General features: G+C 39.3%; 15 protein-coding genes. 9 read left to right on the top strand and 6 right to left on the bottom strand.

The annotated features are described in order from the left end of the window. Positions 1 to 4: 4 nt before the first annotated feature. The 3 genes from AC0UA9_RS03420 to pabB form a co-directional block, all read right to left on the bottom strand. Positions 5 to 1,381, bottom strand: coding sequence for an L-serine ammonia-lyase (locus AC0UA9_RS03420; RefSeq protein WP_475657065.1), 1,377 nt, complete (start codon positions 1,379 to 1,381; stop codon positions 5 to 7). A gap of 185 nt (positions 1,382 to 1,566) precedes the next feature. After that, positions 1,567 to 2,169, bottom strand: coding sequence for a CoA pyrophosphatase (locus tag AC0UA9_RS03415; protein ID WP_475657062.1), 603 nt, complete (start codon positions 2,167 to 2,169; stop codon positions 1,567 to 1,569). A gap of 13 nt (positions 2,170 to 2,182) precedes the next feature. Continuing rightward, on the bottom strand, positions 2,183 to 3,631 hold the full coding sequence (pabB, locus tag AC0UA9_RS03410) for an aminodeoxychorismate synthase component I (protein ID WP_475657565.1): 1,449 nt from the start codon (positions 3,629 to 3,631) through the stop codon (positions 2,183 to 2,185). Between the two features lie 159 nt (positions 3,632 to 3,790). On the opposite strand from pabB, the gene AC0UA9_RS03405 reads away from it, so the two are divergent. Further along, entirely contained in the window at positions 3,791 to 5,323 is a 1,533-nt protein-coding gene (locus AC0UA9_RS03405) for a fumarate hydratase (RefSeq protein ID WP_475657059.1), read from the top strand. 137 nt (positions 5,324 to 5,460) lie between these two features. Here the strand turns inward: AC0UA9_RS03405 and glnD are convergent, their stop codons facing one another. Genes glnD through AC0UA9_RS03390 form a run of 3 tightly spaced genes read right to left on the bottom strand, consistent with a single transcriptional unit; the run spans position 5,461 to position 9,621 of the window. Beyond that, positions 5,461 to 8,112: a [protein-PII] uridylyltransferase gene (gene glnD / locus AC0UA9_RS03400; RefSeq protein ID WP_475657056.1), complete on the bottom strand. Its 2,652-nt coding sequence runs from the start codon at positions 8,110 to 8,112 to the stop codon at positions 5,461 to 5,463. Positions 8,113 to 8,170: 58 nt separating this feature from the next. Then, positions 8,171 to 8,959, bottom strand: a complete 789-nt coding sequence (gene map / locus AC0UA9_RS03395) for a type I methionyl aminopeptidase (RefSeq protein ID WP_475657053.1) — start codon at positions 8,957 to 8,959, stop codon at positions 8,171 to 8,173. 23 nt (positions 8,960 to 8,982) lie between these two features. Beyond that, the gene (locus AC0UA9_RS03390; protein WP_475657051.1) at positions 8,983 to 9,621 is read right to left on the bottom strand and encodes a DsbA family protein; all 639 of its coding nucleotides are present in this window, start codon (positions 9,619 to 9,621) and stop codon (positions 8,983 to 8,985) included. Positions 9,622 to 10,105: 484 nt separating this feature from the next. On the opposite strand from AC0UA9_RS03390, the gene rpsB reads away from it, so the two are divergent. From rpsB to rseP, 8 genes are all read left to right on the top strand, one after another. Continuing rightward, positions 10,106 to 10,834, top strand: a complete 729-nt coding sequence (gene rpsB / locus AC0UA9_RS03385) for a 30S ribosomal protein S2 (protein WP_475657046.1) — start codon at positions 10,106 to 10,108, stop codon at positions 10,832 to 10,834. Positions 10,835 to 11,027: 193 nt separating this feature from the next. Then, the gene (tsf, locus tag AC0UA9_RS03380) at positions 11,028 to 11,864 is read left to right on the top strand and encodes a translation elongation factor Ts (protein ID WP_475657044.1); all 837 of its coding nucleotides are present in this window, start codon (positions 11,028 to 11,030) and stop codon (positions 11,862 to 11,864) included. A gap of 270 nt (positions 11,865 to 12,134) precedes the next feature. Further along, a complete protein-coding gene (gene pyrH / locus AC0UA9_RS03375; protein ID WP_475657043.1) occupies positions 12,135 to 12,863 on the top strand; it encodes a UMP kinase in 729 nt (242 codons plus the stop codon). A gap of 98 nt (positions 12,864 to 12,961) precedes the next feature. Continuing rightward, positions 12,962 to 13,519 carry a ribosome recycling factor gene (frr, locus tag AC0UA9_RS03370; protein ID WP_475657041.1) on the top strand — a complete coding sequence of 186 codons (558 nt, stop codon included), beginning with the start codon at positions 12,962 to 12,964 and terminating at the stop codon, positions 13,517 to 13,519. A gap of 257 nt (positions 13,520 to 13,776) precedes the next feature. Beyond that, entirely contained in the window at positions 13,777 to 14,532 is a 756-nt protein-coding gene (gene uppS / locus AC0UA9_RS03365) for a polyprenyl diphosphate synthase (protein WP_475657039.1), read from the top strand. A gap of 60 nt (positions 14,533 to 14,592) precedes the next feature. Continuing rightward, entirely contained in the window at positions 14,593 to 15,459 is an 867-nt protein-coding gene (locus AC0UA9_RS03360; RefSeq protein ID WP_475657036.1) for a phosphatidate cytidylyltransferase, read from the top strand. After that, positions 15,459 to 16,703, top strand: coding sequence for a 1-deoxy-D-xylulose-5-phosphate reductoisomerase (gene ispC, locus AC0UA9_RS03355; protein ID WP_475657033.1), 1,245 nt, complete (start codon positions 15,459 to 15,461; stop codon positions 16,701 to 16,703). The genes AC0UA9_RS03360 and ispC overlap by 1 nt, the downstream gene beginning before the upstream one ends. A 69-nt stretch (positions 16,704 to 16,772) precedes the next feature. Further along, entirely contained in the window at positions 16,773 to 18,134 is a 1,362-nt protein-coding gene (gene rseP / locus AC0UA9_RS03350; RefSeq protein ID WP_475657030.1) for a sigma E protease regulator RseP, read from the top strand. The last annotated feature ends 169 nt before the right edge of the window (positions 18,135 to 18,303 follow it).

Here is an 18,303-nt window from a genome sequence, read left to right as displayed (position 1 = left end):
ATAGTTAACATTCAGTAATGTTAACCGCTAAGCCGCCGCGCGAGGTTTCTTTATATTTTGTTTTCATATCATTACCTGTTTCCCACATGGTTTTGATAACTTTATCTAAGGAAACTTTATTGGTACCCGTGCCGCGTAGGGCTAGCCTTGAAGCATTTATCGCTTTCACTGAGCCCATGGCATTTCGTTCAATGCATGGTACTTGTACTAAACCGCCAACAGGGTCACAGGTTAAACCTAAATTGTGTTCCATACCTATTTCAGCTGCGTTTTCTACTTGTGCGGCGCTACCACCCATAATTTCTGTTAAGGCACCAGCAGCCATAGAGCAAGCAACACCGACTTCTCCTTGACAGCCAACTTCAGCGCCAGAGATAGAGGCGTTTGTTTTATATAAAATACCAATGGCAGCGGCGGTTAGAAGATAGCGGATACAGTCATCATCCGACAAACGTTTAACGAATTTGTCGTAATAGCACAGTACCGCGGGTAAAATGCCCGCTGCGCCATTAGTAGGCGCTGTAACGACACGACTACCAGCAGCATTTTCTTCATTTACCGCTAAAGCAAATAAGTTAACCCAGTCCATTGCCATTAATGGATCGTTTGAGCTTTCAACCATTAAAGTGCGATATAAAGCAGGTGCGCGTCTGTTTACCTTGAGCCCTCCGGGTAAAATACCTTCGGTTGCAATGCCTCTTTCAACACTACTGCGCATTGCTTGCCAAATTTCAAGCAACCTGCGGCGGATCTCTTTTTCACTATTTAGGCATTTCTCATTTTCCATCATAATGGTGCTAATACTTAATCCCTGCGCTTGCGCAAGGGCCAGTAATTGTGCGCCATTAGTAAACTTATACGGTTTATTTATATTTGTATGCAGCGATAACGCTTTATCTTTTTCACGTTCAAAATCACAATCTTGTACGATAAAACCACCGCCAATTGAGTAATAGGTTTGTGATAAAATAACGGTGTCGTCTTGGTAAGCATAAAGTGTCATGGCGTTGGCATGTGCAGGCAAACTTTTTCTATGGTGATAAATGATGGCATTATCTTTCGGAAAATCGACCAAGTGGGTACCGTCAAGTTGTACTTGTTGGCTATTAACGACTTGTAAAAGTATAGGCTCTATTGAATCAACTGGAATACCTTCTGGAGTTTCACCAGACAAACCTAAAATAACAGCTTTTCCTGTCCCGTGTCCGATCCCCGTTTGGCCTAACGAGCCAAACAACTCACATTTTACCCGGTTTGTTTTCGTTAGTAAGCTTTGTTTTTTAAGTGCGTCAACAAACAATTTTGCTGCTTTCATTGGCCCAACCGTATGAGAGCTTGATGGGCCTATACCAATTGAAAACATATCAAATACACTAATCATAAGTAAATTCCGAATATAATTTGATGAAGGTGCTAGTATCGCGATCAATATTTTACGGTAATCATAACTGAAAGCTTTCAGTGTTTGCAACATAGATTAAGCAAACACATTGCCTCAATTAGCCTAATTCGACTATATTTCTACTCTCTGAGGTAAAGTGATACTATTCTTTTAAGCGGGGTGAGTTACTTTATTCTGCTAACTAAGTCTTTCATTATAGAGGCCGTTGCCCCCCATATATTGTATTGCTTGTAAGGGTAAAAATGTACATTATGGTAGCGACCATTATGATAAGCATTAATAATGTGGTGGTTTTCATCCTGTAAAAAATGCTGTAATGGTACATGAAATATTTCATCCACCTCGTTTTCATCTTTTCTGTAGGCTTGTATTGAATTGATCATCGCGACAATAGGGGTTACTTGATAACCACTGATAATTTCATAGCTCGGTAGCTGGCCAATAACATGAACACTTTTGGGATCTAGTCCCACTTCTTCTTGCGCTTCTCGTAAAGCCGTGTGCACTAAATTTTTATCGGTTAACTCGGCTTTACCGCCGGGGAAGCTTACCTGTGACGGATGATGCTTTAAATGACTAGCTCTCTTGGTTAATAATACCTGTAAATGGCTCGGCGCGTACGGCGCTTTTTCTAGGTGCGTAAGGCTGTCATCAAATAACGCTATTAGCACTGCGGCTGACTTTAACGCTGTATTATGTTGATAGTTATGGCAAGAATCATCATATTGCTTTAGATGAAAGCGAAAAAGGAATTCATCTCTCTCCATTACTTATATGCTCCTACTGGCCTAATTTGGTTAATACGGGCAAAATACGGTTTACTTTATCAAAGGTTTCTTGATATTCACTGGCTGCTTTTGAATCCGCAACTAAGCCACCACCAGCCCAACAATAAATAGTATTAACTAAGGAAGAAGATGTTGCGCTGCGTGGTTTATTTTGGTTATTGCGCTTAGCATCACATATTAATGTTCGAATAGTGATATTGGTATCCATAGTACCGCAACTTGAAATATAACCAATACTACCACAATATACACTACGCCTTTGAGGCTCAAGTTGCTCAATAATTTCCATCGCACGAATTTTAGGCGCGCCAGTGATTGAGCCGCCAGGAAAAGCCCCTCGTAATAAATCACTCGCGCTATATTGCCCGCCAAGTTGACCTTCCACGGTGCTAACAAGGTGGTGAACTGCAGGAAAGCTTTCAATATCAAATAGTTTAGGTACAACCACAGTACCAGGTTTGCATACTTTTGATAGATCATTACGCAGTAAATCAACAATCATTAGGTTTTCAGCACGGTCTTTTGTTGAGTTAGCAAGTAGGTTAGCGTTGTGTTGATCTTGTCCTTTATCATCACTTCTTGGCATAGTGCCTTTAATGGGTTTACTTTGTACTTTGCCTTGTTTGCATTGCAGAAATCGCTCAGGAGAAACACTTAAAATACAGGCATTATCTAAGCGTATAAAAGCTGAAAATGGCGCGTTGTTTTCAGCTTTTAATGCGCAATAAGCTTGGAACTCATTTCCTTGATATTGCGCTTTAAAGCGTTGCGCTAAATTAATTTGATAGCAATCACCCGACAATAAATAGCGTTGAACTTGCGCAAATTTTTCAGTGTAAGTGGCTTTATCCATATTACTTTGCCACGCACTGGTTAAGGTAAAGTTGTCCGGCTGCTTACCTAATTTGTTATTGTTGCTATTAGCAAGAGATTCGTTTAATTGTTTCTCTAATGTCAATCGCTTTTCTGGTGGGCATACTAAAAAGAACTGCTGACGTTTATGATCATAAATAACTGCTTGGCTGTATATACCTACCGCCATTTCAGGTAATGTTATGTCTTGCTCTGCTTGTATTGGAAGCTTTTCAAAGCGACGTCCTAAATCATAAGAAAAATACCCTAAGGCGCCCCCTATAAAAGGTAAGCCCTCCTGATCAGGCTTGACTTCGGATAGGGTTTCTTGTTGAGTTTTTTTGAGTAAATAAAGCGGATCTTCTTTACTACATACTGTTTTACCAGTGTTTGTATAACAAATGTCAGTGTTATCGCCATAAGTCGATAAGGTTACTTCTGGGTGCCAAGCTAAAATATCAAAACAAGCATCAATATGCTCGCTTTGTCCAGAATCTAACCAAATAGACCAAGGCTTATCGGCAAAGTGCGTAAATAAGTCTTCAGGGGTAACATTGTTGTCTAGTTGTAACCTTTCAACGGATAAAATGAGTGGTTGTAATGAAAATGTGTTTTTGAAATGCAAGGTACTAGTCACTCTAATAATTTATAAGGTAAATATCTACTATTGGCTACTGGCAGCGATATCAATAGGAAGGTATTATACTAGGGAATATTATACACACTTTTAACGAAAGCTGAGAGCAACATGTCCCATAAAATTATCAAGCAACAAGACTTAATCGATAGCATTGAAGATGCACTGCAATATATCTCTTATTATCATCCGCTCGATTTTATTCAAGCGTTAGAAAAAGCGTATCATAAAGAGCAAAGCACAGCAGCAAAAGATGCTATTGCTCAAATCCTTATTAATTCACGTATGTCAGCAACAGGTAAGCGTCCAATTTGTCAAGATACCGGTATCGTTACTTGCTTTGTTAAAGTAGGTATGGCTGTTCAGTGGGATAAAACAGATCTGACGGTACAGCAAATGGTAGACGAGGGAACACGTCGAGCCTATATGAACCCTGATAACCCTTTACGTGCCTCTATTGTCGCCGATCCAGCCGGTGCCCGAAAAAATACCAAAGATAACACGCCATCAGTTGTGCACATTGACTTGGTTGAAGGTGATGAAGTAGAAGTGATGATTGCTGCCAAAGGCGGTGGCAGTGAAAATAAAACAAAAATGGCGATGTTAAACCCGTCAGACTCTATTGCAGACTGGGTTGTGGCAACATTACCGTCTATGGGGGCAGGTTGGTGTCCACCGGGTATGTTGGGTATAGGGGTTGGTGGCACGGCAGAAAAAGCAGGTGTATTAGCCAAAGAAAGCTTGATGGACCCAGTCAATATACAAGACTTGATTGACCGTGGTCCACAAAATGCTGAAGAAGAATTACGGTTAGAAATTTTTGAACGTGTGAACAAATTAGGTATTGGCGCACAAGGTTTAGGCGGTTTAACGACTGTGGTTGACGTAAAAATTAATGCGGTACCAACCCATGCAGCATCTAAACCTGTGGTGATGATCCCAAATTGCGCAGCTACCCGTCATGTTCATTTTCATTTAGATGGCTCAGGCCCAGCAAATTTAACTCCCCCTAAATTAGAAGATTGGCCAGATATTACTTGGGAAGTAGGCGACAATGTTCGCCGAGTTAATGTTGACAGTTTAACTAAAGCTGACATTAGCGAATGGCAAACCGGTGAAACTATCTTGCTTAGTGGTACTATTTTAACGGGGCGTGATGCGGCACATAAACGTATTCAAGAAATGCTAGCGGCGGGAGAAGAGCTGCCGGTAGACTTTACCAACAAGTTTATTTATTACGTTGGCCCTGTTGATGCCGTTGGTGATGAAGCGGTAGGCCCTGCAGGCCCAACAACAGCAACACGAATGGATAAGTTCTCAGACATGATGCTTGCGCAAACAGGGCTCTTAGGCTCTATTGGTAAATCTGAGCGTGGGGCAGCAACGGTTGAAAACATTAAACAACACAAGTCTGTTTACTTAATGGCCGTTGGTGGCGCTGCGTATTTAGTTTCTAAAGCGGTGAAAAAAGCAAAAGTAGTAGCTTTTGAAGAGTTAGGTATGGAAGCGATTTATGAGTTTGAAGTAGAAGATATGCCAGTCACGGTAGCTGTTGATAGTAATGGTGAATCTGCCCATGTTACCGGCCCTGCTATTTGGAAAGTAAAAATTGAAGAGCAGTCGAAAGCTGAAGAAGCAAAGTAAGCACGGTAAGTAAGAATAAATAAAAACAAATAGTGAGTTACCAAGCTCCATAAACAGAGAATGGGTGTAACTCGCTATTTGTTATTTAACTAATTTATATTGTTGTGATTTTCACAAAAAATTCTCACTCGAAACAACTAGCTTATTTCTTGTGTTAATGTATCGGCTAATTGCTGTTTTTGTTCAGCCGTTAATGGCATGTTGTCATACGTTGAAATAGTAAAAACATCATCGGCTTTCTCACCATAGGTCGTAATTTTTGCTGAATGAATATTAATATGCAGCTGTTGAAATATTTGCGCGATATTACCCAGTAAGCCAGGCCTGTCTAAAGCGATAATTTCAATCATTGTTTTGCTCTTAGAGCTGATTTTAATAAAACTTGCTTTCAGTGGAAATTTAAACTGTTTTACTTCTCTGCGCGCCGGTTGGAGTGGAATATCACCCACATTATCTTGTTTAAGTTTTTTGCTAAGTCCTTGGGCAATTTCAATGGTGTGGTAACTTTCTTTCAAGGCTTTGCCACGTGAATCTAAAACAACAAAAGTATTCACGGTGTAACCTGTTTTAGTCGTGATGATTTTTGCATCATGAATGGAGAGTTTCTTACTCCCTAAAAATTGCACAATACTGGCAAAGGTATTGACCTTTTCTTTCGTGAAAACGAACACTTCAGTACCACCACGATAAGGTTTAGGGCTAATAACGACAAGAGGCTCAGCTCTGTCATGACCAATAATACACTGGTAATGTCTGGCGATTTGCTCAGGGAAATACCGTAAAAAGTAATCCACTCTAAATTCGCTCCACAACGCATTAAGCTGGCTGGTATCAATTTGCTTTTTAGCTAAAATATCTTTTGCTTCTTGCTGATTTTCACGGATTTTTTCCCGTGTTTCTACTGGTTTAGACAAACCATGGCGTAGGGCTCTTAACGTATTAAAATATAAATCATGCAACAGATTGGCTTTCCAGCTGTTCCATAGGCTTTCATTCGTGGCTCGCATGTCTGCCACGGTTAAACAGTATAAACAGTCTAAGCGTGCTTCATCGCGCACTATCTCAGCAAACGTTCGAATCACATTCTCGTCATTGATATCGCGACGTTGGGCGGTAATCGACATGATTAAATGTTTTTCTACTAACCAAGACACCATGTTGCTATCATGTTTGCTCATTTTGTGAGACTGGCAAAACATCAAGGCATCTATTGCCCCTAATTTAGCATGGTCACCGCCTCTTCCTTTGGCTATATCATGAAAGATCCCAGCTAAATACAGTACTTCTGGCTTTTGCATTTTTTGCATTAATTGGCTACACAGAGGGTATTTGTGATTGTGCTCTTTTTGGCTAAATTGGTATAGGTTTTTCACCACACGATAGCTATGTTCATCAACCGAATAGGCATGAAATAAATCAAATTGCATTTGGCCGACAATATTGCGCCACAAAGGCAGGTACGAGCCAATAATACCGTGACGATGCATCAAATTAAATGCTAAACCTAAACCACGTGGGTGTTTGATGATAGCCATAAAAGTTTGTCGGCATTGGGCGTAGTCTATTAGCCCTGAAACTAAGCGTCGTCTTGCGTTACGCATTAGTCTTAATGTGTGGGAGTGAATACCTTTAATGTTTGGCTCTTGGGCAATTATTAAAAACATTTCAAGCATTTTCACCGGACGCATAAAAATTCTGTCATTCGTGGTGTTGATCAGTGTATCAACTAACTCAAAATCTTGATTGATTTTTACACTAACAGCGTGTTTTGGGTTTTGAATGATTTCTTGCTTAAACCGCTGCAATAAAATGGTATTTAATTCACCAACACGGGCAATTATCCGAAAAAAGCGCTTCATCATTCGCTCTACAGGTGCCTTACCTTCATCGCCAAATCCCATCATTTTGGCAACATCAGTTTGGTGATCAAATAACAAGCGGTTTTCGTTACGTTTAGCGACAAAGTGAAGAGCGAAACGCATACGCCATAAATAGTCTTGTGCTTCAATAAGCTCCGACAATTCATTAGGATAAAGGTAATTATGCTCTTCTAACTCTTCGAGCGAGTCAGCAAGAAAATGACGTTTTGCAACCCAAGCAATGGTTTGGATATCACGCAAACCACCTGGGTTCGCCTTTAGGTTGGGTTCTAAGGTGTAGGCTGCACCATGGTATTGTAAATGCCTTTTTTTCTGTTCTTTACGTTTAGCAATAAAAAAATTTTCAGAGGTCCAAAAGTCATCACTATTTAATAAAGGTAATAACTGTAGTGTAAGTGCCTCACTCCCTGTTATTTGCCGTATTTCCATTAAGTTGGTAGCAATGGTAACGTCATTAACTGCTTGTTGAATGCATTCATTAATTGAGCGTACACTGTGACCTATATCAAGTTTAATGTCCCAAAGCTGTGTGATAAAGCTTGAGATCTTTTCAGCTATGTCTTGCTCGATATCAGGTTGAGTTAATATAAGAATATCAATATCTGAAAAAGGGTGTAGTTCACCGCGCCCATAACCACCGACTGCTACTAAACTTACTTGATCTTTATCAAGCTGATGCTGACACCAAAGGTTAGCGAGTATGGCATCAACAAATACAGCGCGGGCAATTAATAGGTCTTTAACATCATGCTCTGCAAAAGCGCCTATCAGCCAATCATTAAAGGTAACGGTTAATTGGCAAATATCGACACTAGAAACGGCGTCTTCAGTTGCCGTCTCATGTGCAATAGCTAAGCTATCGATAAAATGCGTGGGTATGAGGTGGCTTTTTATCGGATGATTATTCATATATTTATCTATCGTTAAAGGTGACTGATCAATTGCCGTTGTTTAATTATGTAAAAGTTTAATTATGCAAAATTCGGCTTATTGTTTCTTCTTTTCGTAGTGTTAACACTTCACACCCTGTTTTCGTTACCACCAAGGTATGCTCCCATTGGGCAGATTTTTTACCGTCACTGGTATAAACAGTCCAGTTATCTTCTTTATCTAACACAGTATTTGCCTTACCTAAGTTAATCATAGGTTCAATGGTAAAACACATACCTTCAAGCATTTTAGTTTTGTCATTATTCTTATAATGAACAATTTGTGGCTCTTCGTGAAACCCTACACCAATACCATGCCCACAATAATCTTTAACAATAGAGTATCGACCTTTGCTTTTAATAAATTTTTGTATCGCCGTGCCTATCTCACCAAAGGTAGCGCCGGGCTTCACTTTTTTCATGCCAACATATAATGCCTCTTGCGTAATACGGCACAGGCGAGCATCTTCAGGTGATACGTTACCAATTAAAAACATTTTACTGGTGTCTCCATGGTAACCGTCTTTAATGACAGTAATATCAATATTAATAATGTCACCATCTTTTAAAACAGTACCGTCAGGAATACCATGGCAAACCACATGGTTAACCGAGGTGCAAATAGATTTTGGAAAATTATGATAATTTAACGGTGCTGAAATGGCTTGTTGCACATTTTCAGTGTAATCAGCACAAAGGGTGTTTAATTCATCTGTTGTGATACCGGCCTTTACGTGCGGGGCTATCATTTCTAATACATCACAAGCTAATTGCCCAGCGATACGCATTTTGGCAATTTCATCTTGGCTTTTAATTTGTATGGTCATTGAGTTCTCTTTACTTCTTGTATTTAGGTGTGTTTATTCAACTCTAATTGTACGGCTTCAACAATAGCGTTAGGTTGTGTTAAATAAAAATTGTGGTTTAATAAAATTAACTGATCATCAATAGCCAATAATAAGGCTGGAATTGCTTGGGTGTTAATAATCTCTTGCAGTGAGTATATATCTTCTAATTGTATTAACGCATCTTTGCTGAGTTTCTCACGTTTAAATACTTTAGCAGGTGGAGATAACTTTAATTGCTGAATAATACTATCCAAGCTTGTTTGATCAATTAGGGCGTTACCTTGTTCAAAATGGGCTTGTTGCAAGGCATTTAACAAAGGCAATGCTAAGTTTGGTGTTTTATGTTGCGCCCAAGTCATTAAATTTGCAGCTAAAATAGAATTTTTGTTTTCTTCAAGTAGCTTTTTATAGTCAGCGGAAAATTTTACATTGGCAACTTTCTCAACTGTTTTTAGCTCTTTAATTTTGTTGTTTAGCGCATCATCATATTTACCATCAAAGAAAGCCGCATGCCATAAATTTAACGTAATAGCAGGAAACGCCTGGTGAATTTCATTTACCAGTTTAGTTGTTACATAGCTCCAAGGGCAGTGACTGTCGTATAAAAAGAACAGCTGTGTAGATACATTCTGTGTTGTCATTGTTTACCTAAACGTTGTTTATTTGAGTACATAATAAAATAGTGGTTACAGTGAGTAACTATAGTTATTACTAATTTTACCGTGATAGCGCCAATTATCCCAGTTAATTTTTTTCTGGTTAAATAGAGAGCTTTATGGTATAAAGTGCGGCGCTGAGATTTAAGTGGTTGTGTGCTTAGCGAGTTCACGCTCAATGCTATGTTGTCTATCATAAGTTCAATATAAAGTTTATACCAAACCTATGGTACAAACCTATGGTAATAGGCGAGTAAGCAGCCCTAGTCTTAGCGCTAATTAAACAGGTCAATGTCAGCTGAAAAGCGGCTTGATTATATCATAAATTCACATACATCTATAAAGATATACCGGGGTGCCTCACTGTGATAGTGCTTGTATTTACTTTGTTAAAGTTAAAACAAGCGTACAGTATAAGGGTCGTGTGTATTGGATGTATGAACGCTTAACCCCATTAAAGGAAAATACAATGTCAAACGTTTCAATGCGCGATATGCTTAAAGCAGGTGTTCATTTCGGTCACAAAACTCGTTACTGGAACCCAAAAATGAAGCCTTTCATTTTTGGTGCTCGCGATAAAGTTCATATCATCAACCTTGAACAAACAGTTCCTATGTTTAATGAAGCATTAGCTTTCATTAATAATGTTTCATCTAAGAAAGGTAAAGTGTTATTTGTTGGTACTAAACGTGCAGCAAGTGATGCTATCAAAGATGCAGCCATTAAATCTGATCAATTCTTCGTTAACCACCGTTGGTTAGGTGGTATGTTGACTAACTGGAAAACAGTTCGTCAGTCAATCAAGCGTTTAAAAGATCTTGAATCGCAAAGCACAGACGGTACTTTTGAAGCACTTACTAAGAAAGAAGCGTTAATGCGTACACGTGAAATGGAAAAGCTTGATAAAAGCTTAGGTGGTATTAAGAACATGGGTGGTTTACCTGATGCAATCTTTATCATCGATGCCGATCACGAACATATTGCTATTAAAGAAGCAAACAACCTTGGTATCCCAGTAGTTTCAGTGGTTGATACTAACTCAAATCCAGATAACATTGACTACATTGTTCCTGGTAACGATGATGCAATCCGTGCAGTGACTTTATACTGTGACGCTGTTGCTGATGCCGTGATTTCTGGCCGTGAGAAAAACATCGTTGTTCAAGCTGAAAAAGACGGCTTTGTTGAAACTGAATAATTACTATTTTTTCGAATAAAAGAGTAATGTAATTTTAAGTACAACATTTCGTTTATCCATAAAAGCATAACATCAATTTAATTGAGCTACTGCTTTTATGGCACCCAATTTACTATTTATTCCCTATCTTTATTATTTATCGCCTTGTGCGATAAAGCTAATAGGGAATAACTGAATACAGAGGAATTAACTCATGGCAATTACTGCTGCAATGGTTAAAGAACTTCGTGATCGCACAGCTGCGGGCATGATGGATTGTAAAAAAGCGTTACAAGAAGCTGACGGCGACATGGAACTTGCGATTGAAAACATGCGTAAAAGCGGTCAAGCAAAAGCGGCTAAGAAAGCAGGTAACATTGCTGCTGAAGGCCAAATCATCATCAAAGGTGGTGCATTAGTTGAAGTTAACTGTCAAACAGATTTCGTTGCTAAAGATGCTAGTTTCTTAGCATTTGCCAATGACGTTGCTGAAACTGCTGCTGCTTCAAAAGCTTCAATTGATGAGCTACAAGCACAATTTGAAGAAAAACGTATCGCACTAGTGACTAAAATTGGTGAGAACATCAATGTACGACGTGTAGCTTACGTTGAAGGCGCTACTTTAGCATCATATAAGCACGGTGCAACTATTGGTGTTGTTGTTGCAGGTGAAGGTGATGAAGAATCACTTAAGCATATCGCAATGCATGTTGCTGCTAGCAAGCCTGAATACCTTTCTCCTGAAGATGTGCCTGCTGAAGTTGTTGAAAAAGAAAAAGCGATTCAAATTGATATCGCAATGAACGAAGGTAAGCCACAAGAAATCGCTGAGAAAATGGTTAATGGCCGTATGCGTAAGTTTACTGGTGAAGTATCGTTAACAGGACAAGCCTTTATTATGGAGCCTAAGAAAACCGTTGGTGAAGTATTAAAAGAAAAAGGCATTACTATTACCGCTTTTACTCGTTTAGAAGTTGGTGAAGGTATTGAGCGTAAAGAAGAAGATTTTGCAGCTGAAGTAGAAGCACAAATCGCTGCAGCTAAAGCATAATCAACACTTTATCGTTGATGTGTTAGCTTTATAGTCACTCTGTTTTACAGAAGCGCTACACTGCAAAACCCAGTAAAATAAAAAACGTTTAGCTTGTATTTAGCAGGTTAGACGTTTTTTTATGCATTTTTTTAAATTTTTACAGAAAATAAGCATAATAACAGCGGTTTTGTCAGTTAAGGCTTTCTTGGATAAGCTAAACGTATTAAAATGTTTTCGGTCTTTATGACCCTAGACTTTTTTTACCGAGCCAAATAGGAATTTAATCACATGAGCACCACCCAAAAACCCTCTTATCGACGTATACTTCTTAAACTCAGTGGTGAAGCGCTTATGGGTGAAGAAGGCTTTGGTATTGACCCTAAGATTCTTGACCGCATGGCGCAAGAAATCAAAGAATTGGTTGAAATGGATATTCAAGTCGGTGTCGTTATTGGTGGCGGTAATTTATTTCGTGGTGCTGGGCTTGCAAAAGCGGGTATGAATCGTGTTGTTGGCGACCAAATGGGTATGTTAGCAACAGTAATGAACGGCTTAGCAATGCGCGATGCATTACACCGAGCATTTGTAAATACGCGTTTGATGTCAGCAATTGATTTAGCTGGGGTTTGTGAGCGTTATAATTGGGCTAATGCCATCAGTTTATTGAAGTCTGGCCGTGTTGTTATATTTTCAGCAGGCACAGGTAACCCATTTTTTACCACAGATTCAGCCGCTTGTGTACGTGGAATTGAAATTGAAGCTGACGTCGTCTTAAAAGCGACAAAAGTGGATGGTATTTATTCAGAAGATCCAGAAAAAAATTCGGCAGCCGAACTTTATAGCAAACTAACTTTTGATCAAGTCTTAGATAAAGAGTTAAAAGTAATGGATCTCGCCGCTTTTACTTTAGCCCGTGACCACAATATGCCCATTCGTGTATTTAATATGAACAAGCCTGGTGCGCTTAAAGCGGTTATTTTAGGGCATGATGAAGGAACCGTTATTAAAAACTCGTAAGCTCGCCAACATTAATAAGTCGTATTAGTTACCTAGTTTACGAATGGTATAATTTTTTTGAATTTAACATTATTTAATTAATTGTAGGAAGAAACACTGTGATAAACGAAATTATCGAAGATGCGCAAGAGCGCATGGCAAAAAGCATTGAATCTCTTAAGGGTAGTCTAAATAAGATTAGAACTGGGCGTGCACACGCTTCATTACTCGATAACATTACTGTTGATTATTATGGGATGGAAAGCCCATTGAACCAAGTGGGTAATATTTCAGTACCTGATGCGCGTAACCTGTCTATAACAGTTTTTGATAAAGGAATGGTGGCTGCAATCGAAAAAGCCATTATGAAGTCTGATCTAGGTTTAAACCCACAGTCAAACGGTACGCTTATTCGTATTCCGTTGCCGCCATTAACAGAAGAGCGTCGTAAAGATTTAGTCAAAGTTGTCCGTGGTGAAGCTGAAAATGGCAAAATTGCTATTCGTAATATTCGTCGTGATGCTAATTCAGATTTTAAGGGGTTGTTAAAAGAGAAAGAGATCAGTGAAGACGAGCACCACCAAGCAGAAGACAGCGTACAAAAAGTGACAGATACTTTTATTAAGCAAGTTGATGAACTGCTGGTAAAAAAAGAAGCTGAATTAATGGAAATCTAATCTATATTTTTAGGAACAACGCCAGGTAGTAGTGATTGCTGACTGGCGTTTTTGTATCTTAATTAATAATACCAATTGCATTAATTGGGTGGCCAATATTCCGATTAAAATACCAACAACTTTGTTATTTATTTAATAAGCCTCATAAGTGATTAAATAAATATAATGTGTTTGGCTTTTTAGTAGGGCAAAGTAAAACACCTTCATTAATGGAGCAGGTATATTCTCTCATGTAAGGATAATGAGTGGCTGCGCACATGGCATCATCAGACGAAGATAAAAAAATACCAGCACATGTTGCTATTATAATGGATGGTAATGGTCGTTGGGCACAAGCTCGAGGAAAAGGCCGTGTTGCTGGGCATAAAGCCGGTGTTGAATCAGTACGCGCCGTCGTTAAAGGCGCACGTAAAACAGGCGTAAAAGCATTAACACTATTTGCTTTTAGTAGTGAAAATTGGCAACGTCCCGCACCTGAAGTTTCTGTGTTAATGGATTTATTTATGTATGTGCTAACAAAAGAAGTTAAGCGTCTACATAAAAATAACATATGTTTTAGAGTGATTGGCGATTTAAGCCAGTTCTCTGAAAAATTACAAAGAAGTATCAAAAAATCAGAGGAACTAACCGCAGCAAATGATGGCTTAACTTTATCAATTGCGGCAAATTATGGTGGTCGATGGGATATTGTTAACGCAGCAAAATTGCTAGCGGCGCAAGTGAAAAATAATCATATGCCCCTTGAAGATATAACGGAAAAGTCATTGCATGCGCAAACCTGTTTAGCGGATTTACCCGCCCTAGATTTATTAGTTCGCACGGGTGGTGATTTTCGCATTAGCAACTTTTTATTGTGGCAAGCAGCTTATGCCGAGATGTATTTCACTGACACTTTATGGCCAGATTTTAACGAAGCACAATTTGCCCAGGCGCTTGATGCTTTTAAACAAAGAGAACGCCGTTTTGGTAAAACAGGCGAACAAGTTAAACAAATTGAAAATAATAAAAAGTAATAAGCCCGTAAAAACTATAAAAAAAACGGTATCGACTTACTAAAATAAAAAGGATATAACTTGCTTAAACAACGTATTATTACTGCTTTAATTTTAGCACCCGCGGCGATCGCTGCAATTTTTTATTTACCATTAATGTATTTTGCAGCTTTGTTGCTCATTATATTAGGAATTGGGGCATGGGAATGGGGGCCTTTAATGGGCTTCAGCACGAAAGCTAAAAGAATAAGCTTTACTGTTAGTACACTTGTTTTAATTGCCACTCTTTGGCGTAGTGTTCCTCTTGATAATTTATGGGTCAGTGCAATGCAGTTACATAATGCTGCATTAGCAGTATTGTGGTTAGCAGTATTTTGGTGGGTATTTTCTGCATTTCTCATGTTTTCCTACCCCAACATAAGCCTTTTTTGGTCTAAACATCGTTCAGTCCGCGGTTTGTTTGGTTGGCTGACACTGGTTCCTACCTGGCTTGCTTTTATGGTTATTCGTACTAATGAGTATCAAGTAGATACATACCACGGTGCGCAATTACTAATGTTTCTCTTGTTAATGGTATGGAGCGCTGATATAGGAGCATATTTTGTTGGTAAAAAACTGGGTAAAAATAAATTAATGCCGAATGTGAGTCCGGGTAAAACCATAGAGGGGTTTCTTGGTGGTATCGCCTCTGCTTGTATTTTAGTGGCTATTGCAGCCTATCAGTTTGGCTGGAATCAGCAGCAAGTCACCACCGCATTGCTGGTAACTGTGCTAATTACTATTGTTTCGGTGTTGGGAGATCTCAACGAAAGCATGTTTAAACGCCAAGCAGGCATTAAAGATAGCGGCTCTATTTTACCCGGTCATGGGGGCATTTTAGATAGAATAGATAGTTTAACAGCAACAGCACCTATTTTTGCGCTGTGCTATGTATTATTTGGTTGGTAATGTCAGTGATAAAGAGAAAGTCATCTAATGATGCAGGTGTTCGCCAATTATGCATTTTAGGTTCTACAGGCTCTATTGGCAAAAGCACATTAGATGTCGTACGTTTGCACCCCAATAAATTTAAGGTCGTTAGTTTATCAGCACACGCTAGTGTAGATATAATCGTTGAACAGTGTCTTGAATTTCGTCCTCGCACGGTTGTTATGGTTTCAGCACCACATGCAAAATGTTTAGCTCAACGCTTGGTGCAAGAAAACTTAAGTGACATAGTCGTTAAATCAGGTAGTGATGCCTTGACTGATATTGCTAACTCACCCGAAACAAATACCGTAATGGCAGCTATTGTGGGCGCTGCTGGCTTAATACCCACGTTGGCGGCCGTAGAAGCCGGTAAACGAGTTTTACTTGCGAATAAAGAAGCGCTGGTTACTTCTGGTGCTATTTTCATTGAAGCGGTTAAAAAGTCTGGGGCAGAATTGTTGCCAATAGACAGCGAGCACAATGCTATTTTTCAAAGCTTACCGTGGCAAGAGCAAAGTCGAGTAGGGCATTGTCAATTAAATAACAACGGAATTAGTAAGGTCTTATTAACAGGCTCTGGTGGACCATTTCGTACCTGGACCGTAGATGCGCTTAAAACAGTAACACCAGCGCAAGCCTGCGCGCACCCCAACTGGGATATGGGTAGAAAAATATCGGTTGATTCGGCCACAATGATGAATAAAGGCCTAGAGTTTATAGAAGCCAAATGGCTATTTAATATAGCAGCTGACGATATTCAGGTAGTATTACACCCACAAAGCACTATCCATTCAATGGTGCAATATGTTGACGGCTCCGTGATTGCACAAATGGGTAATCCTGACATGCGTACCCCGATAGCGCATGCACTAGCTTACCCACAGCGGATAGAGTCGGGTGTTGCACCATTAGACTTTTTTAATACAGCCGCTTTTGAATTTCAAGCGGTTGATTTTAAAAAGTACCCAAACTTAAAGTTAGCAATTAATGCCTGTAAAAGAGGACAAGCAGCTTGTACTGCACTGAATGCTGCCAACGAAATTGCTGTCGCTGCTTTTTTAGCCGAAAAAATAAAATTTAATGATATTTATAAAATAAATGAAACTTCTGTGAATAAATTTGTCTCAGAACAGGTAAGCAGTATTAAAGAGGTTATTTCCTTAGACACCCGTGCTAGAGAATTCGCTCAACAATTATTAGTACAGTATGACGAAACTACATAAGACAATATTAGGTTTTTGTCTGTTCGGTAGTGGTCAATTTATCTGGGATATTAAGGAACAAAAAGAGTAATGTTTGAGTTTATGTGGAATGCAGCCTCGTTTGTGGTTGCCCTTGGTATTTTGGTGACCGTGCATGAATATGGGCACTTTTGGGTTGCGCGTAAAAATGGTGTTAAAGTAGAGCGTTTTTCCGTTGGTTTTGGGAAAACACTTTGGCGAAAGGTGGGTAAAGATGGTACTGAATATGTTATAGCAATGCTGCCACTTGGTGGCTATGTTAAAATGCTAGATGAGCGCGTTGACAATGTAGCGGAGCAAGACAAAGATAAAACCTTTAATTCGAAAACCGTTTACCAACGCATAGCAATTATAGCGGCAGGTCCCTTGGCTAACTTTGCCTTTGCAATATTTGCCTTCTACCTAATGTTTTTAATTGGTGTGCCGAGCATAAAGCCGGTTATTGGTAGTATTAATGCAGGCTCAATCGCTGCCGAAGCACAACTGCCAAATAACGCAGAAATCATTGAAATATCAGGCAAAAAGATACAAGATTGGCAAGATGTAAACCTAGCGCTAATCGGTGAGATTGGCGCGGATACTATTGAAATAAAAACAAAAGGTAGCGAAAGCCAATATGTCAGTAGTTATACTTTGTTAACCAAAAACTGGCAGTTTTCCCCTGAAAAAACATCAGCGTTGACAAGTTTAGGGATAAGCCCATACCGGCCTGCTGTATATAATGAATTGGCCGCTATTGGCAAAAATAGCCCAGCCGAAAAAAGCGGCTTGCTTGTTGGTGATAAACTTATTGCTATTAACCAAGCACCCATTGAACCGGGCTGGCTTGATTTTTCAAAAAAAATTAAACGTTATGCAAACGAAACATTGGCATTGACCATTGAGCGTGAAGGGCAACAACACGTTGTTGAGGTAACCCCTGAGGGGGTAGAGCAAAATGGTGAATTGATTGGCTATTTAGGTGTTTCGCCTAGGGCAGATAACTGGCCAGAAGAATATAAAATTGAAATCAGCCATGGCGTATTTTCTGCCATTGGTGAAAGCGTTAACCGGACATGGAATTTAGTTACCTTAAGTTTTAATATGATTGGTAAATTAATTACGGGTGATGTCTCTGTTAAAAATTTAAGTGGTCCAATAGCAATTGCCCAGGGCGCAGGGAACAGTGCAGGTTATGGTTTTGTTTACTTTTTGAGCTTTTTAGCGTTAATTAGTATTAATTTAGGAATAATTAACCTTTTACCGTTGCCGGTACTTGATGGCGGGCACTTACTCTATTATCTTATAGAGCTTTTAACAGGAAAGCCGGTGCCAACAGAAGTACAAGAAATTGGGTTTAAGTTTGGTGCTTTAGCATTATTGGTGTTAATGAGTATTGCGTTATTTAACGACTTTAGCCGTGTGTTGGGTTAGAAGGTCCAAAGGGGTAACCTTTTACGTTTTACCCAAGTGACTGGTACTTGATGGCGGGCACTTACTCTATTATCTTATAGAGCTTTTAACAGGAAAGCCGGTGCCAACAGAAGTACAAGAAATTGGGTTTAAGTTTGGTGCTTTAGCATTATTGGTGTTAATGAGTATT

This window comes from Colwellia sp. F1, assembly GCF_056238625.1.
The sequence above is the reverse complement of the archived record's forward strand: the minus strand, read 5'-3'. Positions and strand labels throughout refer to the sequence as shown.

What these genes read in the sequence shown, in the direction of transcription:
- tsf (WP_475657044.1), top strand. Translation starts at nt 11,028, where the DNA reads ATGGCAATTACTGCTGCAATGGTTAAAGAACTTCGTGATCGCACAGCT.
- AC0UA9_RS03415 (WP_475657062.1), bottom strand. Translation starts at nt 2,169, where the DNA reads ATGGAGAGAGATGAATTCCTTTTTCGCTTTCATCTAAAGCAATATGAT.
- ispC (WP_475657033.1), top strand. Translation starts at nt 15,459, where the DNA reads ATGTCAGTGATAAAGAGAAAGTCATCTAATGATGCAGGTGTTCGCCAA.
- pyrH (WP_475657043.1), top strand. Translation starts at nt 12,135, where the DNA reads ATGAGCACCACCCAAAAACCCTCTTATCGACGTATACTTCTTAAACTC.
- AC0UA9_RS03390 (WP_475657051.1), bottom strand. Translation starts at nt 9,621, where the DNA reads ATGACAACACAGAATGTATCTACACAGCTGTTCTTTTTATACGACAGT.
- AC0UA9_RS03405 (WP_475657059.1), top strand. Translation starts at nt 3,791, where the DNA reads ATGTCCCATAAAATTATCAAGCAACAAGACTTAATCGATAGCATTGAA.
- rseP (WP_475657030.1), top strand. Translation starts at nt 16,773, where the DNA reads ATGTTTGAGTTTATGTGGAATGCAGCCTCGTTTGTGGTTGCCCTTGGT.
- AC0UA9_RS03420 (WP_475657065.1), bottom strand. Translation starts at nt 1,381, where the DNA reads ATGATTAGTGTATTTGATATGTTTTCAATTGGTATAGGCCCATCAAGC.
- uppS (WP_475657039.1), top strand. Translation starts at nt 13,777, where the DNA reads ATGGCATCATCAGACGAAGATAAAAAAATACCAGCACATGTTGCTATT.
- glnD (WP_475657056.1), bottom strand. Translation starts at nt 8,112, where the DNA reads ATGAATAATCATCCGATAAAAAGCCACCTCATACCCACGCATTTTATC.
- map (WP_475657053.1), bottom strand. Translation starts at nt 8,959, where the DNA reads ATGACCATACAAATTAAAAGCCAAGATGAAATTGCCAAAATGCGTATC.
- rpsB (WP_475657046.1), top strand. Translation starts at nt 10,106, where the DNA reads ATGTCAAACGTTTCAATGCGCGATATGCTTAAAGCAGGTGTTCATTTC.